Annotated in this window: 12 protein-coding genes; 7 read left to right on the forward strand and 5 right to left on the reverse strand. The window is 38.4% G+C overall.

Translation table 11 applies throughout. From position 1 onward, the window contains the following. The first annotated feature begins 424 nt into the window (after nucleotides 1–424). The 4 genes from frdA to frdD are packed head-to-tail and all read left to right on the forward strand — an operon-like array spanning nucleotide 425 to nucleotide 3,735. Entirely contained in the window at nucleotides 425–2,221 is a 1,797-nt protein-coding gene (gene frdA, locus DK861_RS04960) for a fumarate reductase (quinol) flavoprotein subunit (RefSeq protein WP_109399393.1), read from the forward strand. Next, nucleotides 2,214–2,951 (forward strand): succinate dehydrogenase/fumarate reductase iron-sulfur subunit, encoded by a 738-nt coding sequence (locus DK861_RS04965; protein WP_109399394.1) that lies wholly within the window; start codon nucleotides 2,214–2,216, stop codon nucleotides 2,949–2,951. Before frdA ends, DK861_RS04965 begins: the two co-directional genes overlap by 8 nt. A 14-nt stretch (nucleotides 2,952–2,965) precedes the next feature. Next, complete coding sequence (frdC, locus tag DK861_RS04970) at nucleotides 2,966–3,361, forward strand: fumarate reductase subunit FrdC (RefSeq protein WP_004245411.1); 396 nt, start codon at nucleotides 2,966–2,968, stop codon at nucleotides 3,359–3,361. Nucleotides 3,362–3,375: 14 nt separating this feature from the next. Continuing rightward, complete coding sequence (gene frdD, locus DK861_RS04975) at nucleotides 3,376–3,735, forward strand: fumarate reductase subunit FrdD (protein WP_006535438.1); 360 nt, start codon at nucleotides 3,376–3,378, stop codon at nucleotides 3,733–3,735. Nucleotides 3,736–3,800: 65 nt separating this feature from the next. Here frdD and sugE read toward each other — a convergent pair whose 3' ends face one another. The 4 genes from sugE to hydN form a co-directional block, all read right to left on the reverse strand. After that, the gene (sugE, locus tag DK861_RS04980; protein ID WP_006535439.1) at nucleotides 3,801–4,115 is read right to left on the reverse strand and encodes a quaternary ammonium compound efflux SMR transporter SugE; all 315 of its coding nucleotides are present in this window, start codon (nucleotides 4,113–4,115) and stop codon (nucleotides 3,801–3,803) included. A gap of 131 nt (nucleotides 4,116–4,246) precedes the next feature. Then, nucleotides 4,247–4,537, reverse strand: coding sequence for a hydrogenase maturation factor HybG (gene hybG / locus DK861_RS04985; RefSeq protein ID WP_036933156.1), 291 nt, complete (start codon nucleotides 4,535–4,537; stop codon nucleotides 4,247–4,249). Nucleotides 4,538–4,545: 8 nt separating this feature from the next. Next, nucleotides 4,546–4,887 (reverse strand): hydrogenase maturation nickel metallochaperone HypA, encoded by a 342-nt coding sequence (gene hypA, locus DK861_RS04990; protein ID WP_006535441.1) that lies wholly within the window; start codon nucleotides 4,885–4,887, stop codon nucleotides 4,546–4,548. 72 nt (nucleotides 4,888–4,959) lie between these two features. Further along, entirely contained in the window at nucleotides 4,960–5,517 is a 558-nt protein-coding gene (hydN, locus tag DK861_RS04995) for an electron transport protein HydN (RefSeq protein WP_072063828.1), read from the reverse strand. A gap of 404 nt (nucleotides 5,518–5,921) precedes the next feature. Between hydN and DK861_RS05000 the strand changes: the two genes are divergently transcribed. Further along, nucleotides 5,922–7,535 (forward strand): sigma 54-interacting transcriptional regulator, encoded by a 1,614-nt coding sequence (locus tag DK861_RS05000; protein ID WP_072063829.1) that lies wholly within the window; start codon nucleotides 5,922–5,924, stop codon nucleotides 7,533–7,535. A 169-nt stretch (nucleotides 7,536–7,704) separates the two neighbouring features. Then, a complete protein-coding gene (locus DK861_RS05005; RefSeq protein ID WP_109399395.1) occupies nucleotides 7,705–8,592 on the forward strand; it encodes a 2OG-Fe dioxygenase family protein in 888 nt (295 codons plus the stop codon). Between the two features lie 258 nt (nucleotides 8,593–8,850). On the opposite strand, the gene fdhF is transcribed toward DK861_RS05005, so the two are convergent. Next, nucleotides 8,851–10,995, reverse strand: a complete 2,145-nt coding sequence (fdhF, locus tag DK861_RS05010) for a formate dehydrogenase subunit alpha (RefSeq protein WP_109399396.1) — start codon at nucleotides 10,993–10,995, stop codon at nucleotides 8,851–8,853. A gap of 528 nt (nucleotides 10,996–11,523) precedes the next feature. On the opposite strand from fdhF, the gene eptB reads away from it, so the two are divergent. Beyond that, nucleotides 11,524–13,215: a kdo(2)-lipid A phosphoethanolamine 7''-transferase gene (eptB, locus tag DK861_RS05015; RefSeq protein WP_109399397.1), complete on the forward strand. Its 1,692-nt coding sequence runs from the start codon at nucleotides 11,524–11,526 to the stop codon at nucleotides 13,213–13,215. Nucleotides 13,216–13,241: the final 26 nt, after the last annotated feature.

The raw sequence follows: 13,241 nt of genomic DNA on the forward strand, positions 1-13,241 counted from the left end.
AAAAAAATCACTCTTTAAAATCAAGATATTATAAAAAACCATTGTCATTTTTAATTAAAGTTATCTATACTTTCAAAACAGATTATTCATTACTATTTATAATTTCCAATTTAGAAAAATATATTCTATTTGATCTTCGAGTTTTTCTGGTGGCTTATTATCAAAACCCAGAATTCTTGGTGTGGATCACACTTTTTTTGCGAAATACGGGAAAACCATCATTCATATCAAATTTCGGTGCCCTACATTTCGTTATACTAAAATTACAGTCAATGATAATAAAGATGTTATCAAGCGTAGTCACAAGGCAGTGAAACAATTTCGTTACGGATAGCTTAAAAAAATAGCATTACAAATTAATAATGTCAGTGAATTGAATTCTAGACAATTATTCCAATTTTCACTTGAACAATGGAGAAGCGCAGTGCAAACCTTTAATGCCGATATAGCGATAATCGGAGCCGGGGGCGCAGGCTTACGAGCAGCAATAGCTGCAGCGGAAGCGAATCCTCAACTGAAAATTGCTCTGATCTCAAAAGTTTACCCAATGCGTAGCCACACCGTGGCAGCAGAAGGCGGATCAGCAGCAGTGACTCAGGCTCACGACTCCTATGATTTCCACTTCAATGATACCGTTTCAGGCGGTGACTGGTTGTGTGAACAGGATGTCGTAGATTACTTCGTTGAGCATTGTCCAACAGAGATGACTCAACTAGAACTCTGGGGCTGTCCTTGGAGCCGTAAAGAAGACGGGTCAGTCAACGTCCGACGTTTTGGTGGGATGAAGATCGAACGGACCTGGTTCGCAGCCGATAAAACCGGCTTCCATATGCTACATACCCTGTTCCAAACATCCTTAAAATATCCACAGATTCAACGTTTCGACGAACACTTTGTTCTCGATATCCTTGTTGATGAAGGTCATGCTCGTGGTCTTGTTGCTATCAATATGATGGAAGGTACGAAAGTTCAAATTCGTGCTAATGCGGTCATTATGGCAACGGGTGGTGCTGGACGTGTTTATCGTTACAATACCAATGGCGGCATTGTAACGGGTGATGGTATGGGTATCGCTTTACGTCATGGCGTTCCACTGCGTGATATGGAATTTGTTCAATATCACCCAACTGGACTACCTGGTTCAGGTATCCTGATGACCGAAGGTTGTCGTGGTGAAGGTGGTATTCTGGTCAATAAAGATGGCTATCGTTATCTGCAAGATTACGGCCTAGGACCAGAAACACCATTAGGTAAACCAGAAAATAAATACATGGAATTAGGCCCTCGCGATAAAGTTTCTCAAGCTTTCTGGCATGAGTGGCGTGCAGGCCGTACCATCAAAACTCACCGTGGTGATGTTGTTCATCTTGATTTACGTCATCTGGGTGCGAAAAAACTTCATGAACGTCTGCCATTTATTTGTGAACTGGCAAAAGCGTATGTGGGTGTTGACCCAGTAAATGAGCCAATCCCTGTTCGTCCTACTGCTCACTACACTATGGGTGGTATCGAAACCAACCAACAAACAGAAACTCGTATTAAAGGTCTGTTTGCAGTAGGTGAATGTTCATCTGTTGGCTTACACGGCGCTAACCGTTTAGGTTCTAACTCACTAGCAGAACTGGTTGTATTTGGTCGTCTTGCAGGTGAAGAAGCGGTTCGTTGTGCTCAAGAAGCAGCACCAGCTAACGCATCAGCATTAGATGCTCGTACTCGTGACATTGAAGATGACCTGAAAAAACTGATGAACCAAAAAGGTTCTGAAAGCTGGTCACAAATTCGCGATGAAATGGGTGAATCAATGGAAGAAGGTTGCGGTATCTATCGTACACCTGAATTAATGCAAAAAACCGTTGATAAACTGGCTGAATTAAAAGAACGTTTCAAACATGTTGAAATTAAAGACACCAGTAGCGTCTTTAATACCGATTTACTGTACAAAATTGAGCTTGGCTTTGGTTTAGATGTCGCTGAATGTATGGCTCATTCTGCAATCAATCGTAAAGAGTCTCGTGGTGCACACCAACGTCTTGACGAAGGTTGTACTGAGCGTGATGACGTGAACTTCCTGAAACATACTCTGGCGTTCTATAACCCAGAAGGTGCCCCTCGTTTAGAATATAGCGATGTGAAGATCACTAAATCTGCTCCTGCTAAACGTGTCTATGGTGGTGAAGCGACTGCACAAGACAAGCAGAATAAGGAGAAAGCGAATGGCTGATGACATGAAGCACATTAAGATGGAAGTCATGCGCTATAACCCAGAAACGGACGAAGCGCCTCATTTCGTCACTTATGATGTTCCTTATGATGAGCAAACCTCATTACTGGACGCATTGGGTTATATTAAAGACAATTTAGCGCCTGATCTCTCTTACCGTTGGTCTTGCCGTATGGCGATTTGTGGCTCTTGCGGCATGATGGTCAACAAAGTGCCTAAGTTGGCTTGTAAAACGTTTATTCGTGAATATCCAAACGGCGTAAGAGTTGAAGCTCTAGGTAACTTCCCTGTTGAACGTGACCTTGTTGTTGATATGACTCACTTTATCGAAAGCTTAGAAGCGATTAAACCTTATATTATCGGTAATGATCGTAAGCCTTCTGAAGGTCCGAATAAACAGACTCCTGCTCAAATGGCTAAATATCACCAATTCTCTGGTTGTATCAACTGCGGTCTTTGCTATGCAGCATGTCCTCAGTTTGGTCTAAACCCAGAGTTTATTGGCCCAGCAGCGATTACGTTAGCTCAACGTTACAACACAGATAATCGCGACCATGGAGCTAAAGAGCGTATGCCTCAGTTAAATGGTGAGAACGGTGTCTGGTCTTGTACCTTTGTTGGCTACTGTTCTGAAGTCTGTCCAAAACATGTGGATCCTGCTGCCGCTATTCAGCAAGGTAAAGCAGCCAGTGCGCAAGACTTTGTCATTGCGATGCTGAAACCACGTTAAGGAGGAAACAAGACATGACAACAAAACGTAAGCCTTATGTTCGTGGCATGCAACCAAACTGGTGGACGAAACTCGGTTTCTATCGTTTCTATATCACCCGTGAAGGGACTTGTCTTCCACAACTTTGGTTCAGTCTGGTTGTACTGTTTGGTGTGTTTGCACTGAAAAATGGACCAGAAAGTTGGGCAGGTTTCGTTGGATTCCTGAGCAACCCAATTGTAATGCTGATTAATATTGTGACCCTTATTGCGACGGTATTTCATACTGCAACTTGGTTTAAGCTTGCACCGAAAGCCGTAAATATCGTCGTTAAAGATGAAAAACTACCACAAGAGCCTATCGTTCGTGGTTTATGGGGTCTTACCATCGTCGTGACTGTCGTTATTTTGGCAGTGGCGCTAATTGTTTAACCCAGGAGGAAATAATGAATCAGAATCAACTTCCTAAGCGCTCTGATGAACCTATTTTCTGGGGATTATTTGGTGCAGGTGGTATGTGGAGTGCAATTGTCTCTCCAGCCATTATTATCCTGCTCGGTATCCTAATCCCAATGGGTATTGCGCCAGAAGCATTTACTTATGAACGTATTATGGCATTTAGCCAAAGCATTATTGGCCGTCTGTTCTTACTATTAATGATCATTCTGCCAGTTTGGTGTGCATTACACCGTATTCACCATACTTTGCACGATTTTAAAGTGCATGTACCTGCAAGCAAATGGGTATTCTATGGTGGTGCAGCAATTATCAGTGTTATCGCTATTATTGGCGTATTTACACTGTAATTGATTAATACGTAAAGATTAAAAGCCACTCAATTGAGTGGCTTTTTTGTGCCTGATATTCTGGTTTAGCTCGCTAATTTCAGTCCAATAATACCGAAAATAATCATTGCTAAACTCAATAAACGATAGATATTGGCTGATTCACCAAACACGAGAATACCAAAAATTGCCGTACCGACAGCACCAATGCCTGTCCAAATCGCATAAGCCGTGCCAGCTGGTAGGCCTTTCATGGCATAAGATAACATTCCCATGCTCACAACCATGGCACTAATGGTGATAATACTTGGTGTTAAACGCGTAAAACCGTGTGTGTACTTAAGGCCGACAGCCCAAACGATCTCTAATAAACCCGCAATAAGAAGAATAATCCAAGACATAACGTCCCCTACTCGATAAATTGGGGTCGTCCCCTGAATACAAAGACAAAAAGCTGGGCCGTCCCAGCTTTTAAAAGATGAAGGTTAAGTATAAGAAAAAGAAATTAATCGTGCAATAGTACAAAACTAACTCAATTTTTCTTTGGTGCGCCCTCTTCACCATAAAGAAAAGCAGAGACATCATCTTCCACTTCTCCCATGGCCATCAGAGCATCCAGTGTCTCTTTTGCTTCTTCTTCATTGACGATACTCATAGCAAAACCTACATGCACTAGCACCCATTTTCCGATCATCGTATGAGGCTCGCCTTCACAGACTAGCGCAATATTAACTTCTCGTTTAACGCCACAAACATCGACCATTGCATTTTCAGTGATTGTTTTTCCAACTTCAACAACCTGGCCTGGGATACCAAGACACATAACAACCTCTATTCGATCTCTATTTGCTTTATTCGCATTGCATCGTCACTTTCAACGCGCAGATTCTGGCTACCACAAGACGGGCAACCCGCATTAAAGGTTGAAACAGTGACAACTTGATGACAATCCCAACACCATGCTTTCGCGGGGATAATCTCAATATGTAATTCACAGCCTTGGGCAAGGGTGTCTCTGCAAACAATATCAAAACAAAATTCAAGTGCACTGACTTCAACACAAGATAATGCGCCAATTTCCATCCATACGCTTTTTACTTTTTTTGCATTATTTAATTTAGCTTGAGAGTCTATTATCTCAAATGCACTCTGGCAAAGCGTGATTTCATGCATGTCGATACCTTATTGAAGCAGAATAAATAATAGCAACTATAGTATCAGCACATAGTTGCTTTATTATTGATCTTAGAACAACAATTCAGCACCGGTTTCAAAAGCGGCTTTACGACGACGTTCTTTAACCATCTCTTCAAGTGCATCTCTATCAATACACACTAGAGCATGAGTTGGGCAGACTTCAATACATGCAGGACCCGCTTCACGGTGGTGGCATAAGTCACATTTATTTGCTTCCGCTTTAAATGCCTCAATGGTATTAAGCGCGGTTGATTTGCGCATAACAGGACGAGAAACCACTTCCATCGTGCCATAAGGACAAGCCAGTACGCAGGTTTTACAGCCGATACATTTTTCCTGATCGACATAGTAATAATCTTTGTTATGAATGATAGCGCCATTCGGGCACACATTGGCACAAGGGGCATCTTCACATTGATGACAAACAACTGCCGTACTGATTGAGAATCCTTTGATCACATGAATTCGCGGTTGAAAATTTTGCTCACTAATTTGGTCAATGGCTAAATTATCTTGGTCTGCTTGCTGATGTGACACAACACAAGCCACTTCACAAGTATGGCAACCAATACATTTTTTAGGGTCTGCAATGATGAAACGGTTCATCATATTCTCCTGATCTTTGTTATATATAGCCGTTATATATGGCGATAAATGCAATGATTTATTCTAATTAAGAGTAATAATTAGCGTATCTATAGAATGAATCTAGCACAGTTCATGCCAATATATTTTTGATATAACTATTCCTTATTTTTCAATTAAATAATTTTCAAATAAAAATGATTATTGATTAATAGATAAGTCACTTCGTCAAATTATTCGACAAATTTGACGATAAAATAAATCGCTATATATTAAATTATATAATGGTTTGATGCGTTTATATTCTTAAGTTTCATTACATATACAAAAATAGCGGGTTGGATCAAAAATGATTCAGTCATTGATATAAATTTATTCTAAACCTACTACAATATAGCTAATTTTTTAGGGCAATCGGTGGTGTCATGAAATTAAGCAGTAACAATGCTGAAACTATGGAGAGCCTTCGTAATGAGCGCAACCAATATCGAATTTTGGTTGATATCACAAATTCTGTATTAGCTCATCTAGACATGGATGGTCTTATTTCTGAAGTCTCTAAAGAAATACATCGTTTTTTTGGACTAAACCATATTAGTCTTATGTTATGCCGTACCTCATCACAAAATAATAGTGAAGGTATTCTTTATTCTAGTCGTTATCAGACTGGAAAATCCGTTATTCGCCAACAACGTAAATTCAGTAGCGCGAATAACAAAGCCGAAGAAATTATTAATCAGAATAAACCTGTCTTAATTGATATTAATAAAGAAGATCAGGAAGATGTTTTGATTAAGCGTCTAATTAAGCAAAATATGCAGACGGCTTTGTTATTGCCACTGGCTTTTAATCATAAACCTCTCGGTTTATTAATTTTAGCACATGAAATAGGAAGTGTTTTTACTAACGACACTTGCCAATTGCTTCAACAAATTGCGGCTCGTATTGGTATTGCCATTGAAAATGCGGCCGCTTATGAAGAAATAACGCATTTAAAAGATAGTTTAAAGAATGAGAATATTTGGCTTAATGAACAGATAGATAATAATGCGGGTTTTAGTGAGATTATTTATCAAAGCGATGCTATGCATAATGTTCTCGAACAAATTGAATTAGTGGCACAAAGTGATAGTACCGTTCTTATATTGGGTGAAACAGGGACGGGTAAAGAATTAATTGCACGCGCTATTCATCGTCTAAGTCAGCGAAAAAGTAAGACTATGATAAAAATGAACTGCGCAGCCGTACCTTCTGGCCTTTTAGAAAGCGATCTCTTTGGTCACGATAAAGGTGCATTCACTGGTGCAACGAATACACATATCGGCCGATTTGAAATGGCGGATAAAAGTACACTATTTCTAGATGAAATTGGTGATATGCCCATTGAATTACAACCCAAACTGCTGCGTGTTCTTCAAGAGCGAGAAATAGAAAGACTGGGTGGTAATAAAGTTATTCCTGTTGATGTTAGGCTGATTGCAGCCACGAATAAAGATCTTCATGAATTAACTGATGAAGGTGAGTTTAGAGAAGATCTTTATTATCGTCTTAATGTTTTTCCTATTATTATTCCGCCATTAAGAGAGCGACCTGAAGATATTCCGCTTTTAGCAAAACATTTTACGCAAAAAATTGCGCGAAGAATGGATAGAAAAATAGATTGTATTCCCGCTAACGCATTGGAACAATTAACACTTTATCCATGGCCGGGTAATGTCCGTGAACTTGAAAATATTATTGAGCGTGCGGTTATTTTAACCCGAGGTTCAACATTAAATCTTCAGTTAAAAGAGCTTCACATTAATAAGCCCTCTCGTTTAAAACAGGTGCTATCTCAACCTTCATCTATTGAAAAGCGTATGCAAACTAATGCGCCAGAAAGTGATGATGAGGAGCGAGAAAGGATCATTCAAGCATTAAGAGAAACCAACGGTGTAGTTGCTGGCGCTAGAGGTGCCGCTTTAAAATTAGGATTAAAAAGAACAACGTTATTATCACGAATGCAACGTTTAGGTATTTCAATTCCAGAAATACTTTAATTCTGAAATAATGACTTATTTAATTAGAGTGTAATTAATTTATTACACTCTTTTATTTCATTTATTTGAAACTTATTAGTCTCTATCTATAATTTAATTGATCGTATTTCATTAGATAACCCTCTAATTAATTATTAATAATATAAACAATCAATGGAGCATATTATATATGAATAGCCTGCTTATAGATAAAATTAGTGAAATAAAGAAAGAGTACAAAAATAATAAATATGTTTTTATTCCCCAAAATATTGTCATTGATTTAATAAAACAATTAGGTGCTAAAGAAAAAGATATTAATACATTAATGGAATATGGCGACTATTTGGCGCAAGATCCAACTCTTTCATTTCGCCATACTCGAACAGGACGCTACCTTTTTGATAATGATATCGAAACCATCTCCAGACTAGAGTATCAACCTTTTGTTCTCACCGAAGAAGATGGATTTATTCGTGAAGACAGCGGTGCACAAAGGCATTTTAGAGCGCTGGATGATCGCTGGCAGAGCAATACGGCCTATCAAGCCTTGTTAAAATTAAAAATGCTATTAATTCAAGGAAATGCATTTACCCCTCGTCACTTAACAGATCAACAATCGCCAAAATCAATATCGACTGTTTTTCATTTAAGATTAATTGCTCAACCAGACTCTTTAAGCGAACTTTCAATTGAAGGTGTGCATAAGGATGGCGTTGACCACACCATGATTGTTATGATGAATAAGCATAATGTAAAAGATAATACTGGTGCTTTACGTGTCCATTCACCACAAGAAGCTATAGGAACACCTTGGCAAAAAATTAACCCTGAAAATGTGCTTTATGAACACAATAATGCGCAATATCTTGATGTTCTATTAATTGCAGATAATGAATTAAATCATAGCGGTACACCTATTTTCACTCATGATAATAAAAATCAGGCTTACCAAGATTTTATGGTTTTATTATCTCGTTATCCCACCGTTGATGCTCACCCATCACATAAATTCGACTCAATGAATGCACACCCTGATTTACCCTTAACGCTTTATTTAAATCAGTCAGTTGCTTAGTCATAAATTATTATTGCATAAATTAAAAAGCAATTTATCAAATTGATTTAAAAAGGATTATATTAAAAGTAACGTATTACTTTTTTATTGTGAGCCAACGTATAGTGAATATTCAAACAAAAATTAAGTGATTTTTTGACGATAAGCAGAAGAGGAAAAACGCCGACAGTAATAAAAAACCATAAAAAAACCGAGTTTATTAACATCAAGTCAATAAACTCGGTCTTAAGGCAGAAAAACAATACTAATTAGGTCAGATTAGCCCTCGGCGGCTTCTCTTAAACGACGTTTAATATTGCTGTACTCCGTTTTCACATAGTGTTCTGCCTGAGCCTGCTCCTTGATTGGCTCAACACATACTGCACAATACTTATACTCAGGAGTTTTAGTAATTGGGCTTAAGTTTTCTGCAACGAGTTCGTTACAAGCACCAATCCACCACTGGTAAGTCATATATACCGCGCCTTTATTCGGTCTATCACTGACTGCAGCGCGTGTAATCACTTTACCTTGACGGGAGCGTATCCAAACTAGCTCTTGATCTTTAATTCCTAGTTGTTTGGCATCTTCAGTGTTTAACTGAACATAGCCCGGCTCATCAGCTAATGCCGCCAATGCTTTACAGTTACCTGTCATTGAACGACAAGAGTAGTGCCCAACTTCACGGACTGTTGCCAGTACCATTGGGAATTCATCAGAAAGTTTGTCAATGGGTGGTGCCCAGTCACAAGTAAAGAATTGACCTTTACCGTTAGGGGTATCAAAGTTACCGCCTTCGTACAGATATTGTGTACCTGGGCTATCCTCTGTTGGGCAAGGCCATTGAATATAAGCCAAGTCCGCCATTTTTTCGTAAGTCGCACCATAATAAATTGGGCATAACTCACGCAACTCATCCCAAATTTCTTTGGTATTGTTGTAATGCATTGGATAACCCATTGCTGTTGCCATCAGACTGATAATTTGCCAGTCTGTTTTCACATCACCAACAGGTTCAACCGCTTTATAGAAACGTTGGAAACCACGGTCTGCTGCAGTATAAACACCTTCATGCTCGCCCCATGATGTTGCAGGGAAAATAACATCAGCAATAGACGCCGTTTTGGTCATAAAGATATCTTGTACTATCAGTAGATCCAGCTTTTCAAAGGTTCTACGGATGGTTGCTAAATCTGGCTCTGTTTGTAGTGGATCTTCACCCATTATATAATGCGCTTTTAATAAGCCATGATCGATATTATGAGGAACTTCACTCAACGCATAGCCTACCTCATCAGGCATAGATTCAATGCCCCAGAATTTAGCAAATTTCTCACGCGCTTTTTCGTCAGTAACGTATTGATAACCTGGTAGTGTGTTAGGTAATGCTCCCATATCACACGCACCTTGTACGTTATTTTGACCACGAACAGGGCCAACCCCGACATATTTTTTACCTAAGTTACCAGTTAATAACGCCAAACTAGTCAGTGAACGAACCGTTTCAACACCTTGGTAGAATTGAGTCACCCCCATCCCCCAAAGAATTGTTGCTGTTTCTGCTTTTGCGTACATACGCGCAGCTTCACGAATAATTTGCGCACTTAAGCCTGTTATTTCTTCAACTGATTCAGGTGTATAGCTTTCAACTAACTTACAATATTCTTCAAATTGCTCAGTATGATTTTCGATAAAGGATTTATCATGTAATCCTTCCTCAATAATCACATGCGCAATCGCATTTAATAACGCAATGTTAGAGCCATTTTTCAAGCCTAAGTGTAAATCAGCTAAGCGTGCTGTTTCGATGTAACGAGGGTCACATACAATAATTTTGGCACCCTTTTCTTTCGCCTTAACAATACGGCGAGCAACAATAGGATGCGAGTCTGCGGCGTTATAGCCGAAGACAAATAGACATTTGGTATCCTCAATCTCAACGATTGAGTTGCTCATAGCACCATTACCGACCGAACGCTGCAGACCTGCAACCGAAGGGCCGTGTCAGACACGAGCACAGCAGTCTATATTATTATTTCCGATAACCGCACGAGCAAATTTCTGCATAACGAAGTTAGCTTCGTTACCCGGGCCTCGTGATGAACCGGTTGTCATAATAGATTTAGCACCGTATTTCTCTTTGATAGCAAGAAGCTTGCTACTTGCAAACTCAATCGCTTCTTCCCAAGAAACCGCTTCTAATTTTCCGCCTCTTTCACGACGGATCATTGGTGTTTTAAGACGTGGAGTCAGTATCTTAGTATCATGGATAAAATCCCATCCATAATACCCTTTCAGACACAGCTCACCTTGGTTTGTTAAACCATTGGCTCCTTCAGCGCCAATGATTTTACCGTTTTCCACCTTCAGGTAGATTTTGCATCCTGAGGCGCAATACGGACAGACCGTGATGACTTTTTTCATCAACATTGCTCCTGTGTTCATCAACTTTCAGGTTATTACCCGATTCTCTCCTCTATCTATGCAGAGAGTGTGCCAAAGAAGCACGCTTTTTTATATTTCTGCAATACAATGAAAAATAAAGAAAAATAAAATCAAAAAATCAGTAAGAAAATAATGAAGATTAAATTAGCAAGCGATGTTCGACACTAATGACGATATTTATGTCGATTAAGATACCTATAAAAACACGTTATACATAAGACGTTATAGCGAAGGAATGTTCTTTATTTAGCGAAAATAGCGATTGTGCAAATACACGTTCTTATCTGCCTCTATCAGGATCTTGCCATATATAATGATGACAACTTTCTAATATCACTATCAATACGCCTATTTACTAGAACTATTCAAAACTAATAATTTTGATATTAATGTAATTCAAATAAAAAATTTTTAAACTTCAATAAAAAAAAGAACATAATACTGAACCTGAAAACAACTTCGTGGTCTTAAAGACCTCTACACCCTATACATTGATAATAACTGAACATGCAAAAATTAAAGTTTTTAAGGTTTTCGAAAGAAAATATTGTCCTTTTTTTAGCTATCTATCTTGGTTTTTTTCTAAATATTTCCGTTTACATTGGCCGATACGGCACACAGAATACAAATAACCCCCTCATTGATGTATTATATATTCTAGGTGAAGTTGTCGTTAATATTGCCTTTACCTTCTTTTTACTGCGTTTTCTTTCCTTTTTTGGTTCCCTTTTTTTTAAAATAGTCGCTTCTTTTATTCTTATCGTCAGCGTTTGTGCTAGCTACTATATTTCGTTTTACGATGTTGTCATTGGTTACGGTATTATCATTTCAACACTCACTACAGATACCGATTTATCAAAAGAGCTGGTTAGTCCTAATGTCATTATTTGGATTGTTGGCTTATCTATTTTGCCATTAGCACTTATTTGGCTATGTAAAAAACCAGAAAAAAATCTCACTACAGAGCAGAAGAAAAAAATCTGGATAAAAAACACAGCTAAAATGCTTGTGATTGCCGTCGCTGTATTTGCTTATCTAAAGACCTTAGATTCAAAACAGAAAGCCTACGAAATCAAAAATAACTTAGATTTACCAAGCTACAGTGGTGGCTTAAGTTATGCATACTTGCCCACAAACTGGATCATTCCATTATTCCAATATGCAATAACGCAGTATGACGATACGTTTAATAACCAAAATATTTTTGATCCCGCTGATCATTTCACATACCAACCATCAAAGGCTAATGAGGATGTGTATGTTGTCTTTATTATTGGTGAAACAGCAAGATGGGATCATATGGGATTATTAGGATATGAGCGTCAAACCAATCCTCTATTAAGCCAAGAAAAAAATCTTGTCGCCTTTAAAGGTATTTCTTGTGATACCGCAACCAAGCTTTCATTAAAATGTATGTTTGTGCGAGAAAACGGAACAGAAAGTAACGATCAGCGAACATTAAAAGAGAACAATATTTTCTCAGTTCTGAAACAGCTAGGTATGACATCAGAACTCTTTTCAATGCAAAGCGAATTGTGGTTTTACAATAAGCTTGATTTAGATAATTATGCGATGAAAGAGATGATGACTGCCAAAAACAGCAACTTTGGTAAAGAACTTGATGATACTTTATTAATTGCTGAAACGGCGAATGCGGTTTCTCAGCGTCCAAAAGGAAATCATTTAGTGATTTTACACACTAAAGGCTCTCACTTTATGTATTCTCAACGTTACCCAGAATCATTCAAAAAATATCAACCTGAATGTTTAAATGTGGATGATGAGTGTACTAAAGAGCAATTAGTGAATGCTTATGACAACTCTATTCTTTATACCGATTATTTTATTGATGGCATACTCGACACATTACGCGATAAAAAAGCCATTGTGTTTTATACCTCCGATCACGGTGAGTCTATTTCAGAAAAAGGTGGCTTACACGGCACACCAAAAGAAATCGCACCACCAGAACAATTTAAAGTGCCTTTCTTAGTTTGGATGTCGGATAGCTATTTAGCAGAGCCTGAAAACAAGCAGTTATTTGATAACCTAAAACGCAATCAAGTTGCGGAGCGCACGTTCTATCATCACAATATTTTTGATTCAATGTTGGGTTGTTTAGGTTATTCATCTCCCGATGGTGGCATTAATAATCAAAATAATCTCTGTTTTGGTGAGACACCATCAACTGAAAAATAAATCTTTAATGAGCCATTAGACAAAAC

Origin of the sequence: Proteus sp. TJ1640 (genome assembly GCF_003144445.1) — a bacterium.
GTDB lineage: Bacteria > Pseudomonadota > Gammaproteobacteria > Enterobacterales > Enterobacteriaceae > Proteus > Proteus penneri.

Bases quoted from the DNA above. Each gene is read 5' to 3' on its own strand.
- DK861_RS04965 (WP_109399394.1), top strand. From the start codon at position 2,214: ATGGCTGATGACATGAAGCACATTAAGATGGAAGTCATGCGCTATAAC.
- frdC (WP_004245411.1), top strand. From the start codon at position 2,966: ATGACAACAAAACGTAAGCCTTATGTTCGTGGCATGCAACCAAACTGG.
- frdD (WP_006535438.1), top strand. From the start codon at position 3,376: ATGAATCAGAATCAACTTCCTAAGCGCTCTGATGAACCTATTTTCTGG.
- sugE (WP_006535439.1), bottom strand. From the start codon at position 4,115: ATGTCTTGGATTATTCTTCTTATTGCGGGTTTATTAGAGATCGTTTGG.
- hybG (WP_036933156.1), bottom strand. From the start codon at position 4,537: ATGTGTCTTGGTATCCCAGGCCAGGTTGTTGAAGTTGGAAAAACAATC.
- hypA (WP_006535441.1), bottom strand. From the start codon at position 4,887: ATGCATGAAATCACGCTTTGCCAGAGTGCATTTGAGATAATAGACTCT.
- hydN (WP_072063828.1), bottom strand. From the start codon at position 5,517: ATGAACCGTTTCATCATTGCAGACCCTAAAAAATGTATTGGTTGCCAT.
- DK861_RS05000 (WP_072063829.1), top strand. From the start codon at position 5,922: ATGAAATTAAGCAGTAACAATGCTGAAACTATGGAGAGCCTTCGTAAT.
- DK861_RS05005 (WP_109399395.1), top strand. From the start codon at position 7,705: ATGAATAGCCTGCTTATAGATAAAATTAGTGAAATAAAGAAAGAGTAC.
- eptB (WP_109399397.1), top strand. From the start codon at position 11,524: ATGCAAAAATTAAAGTTTTTAAGGTTTTCGAAAGAAAATATTGTCCTT.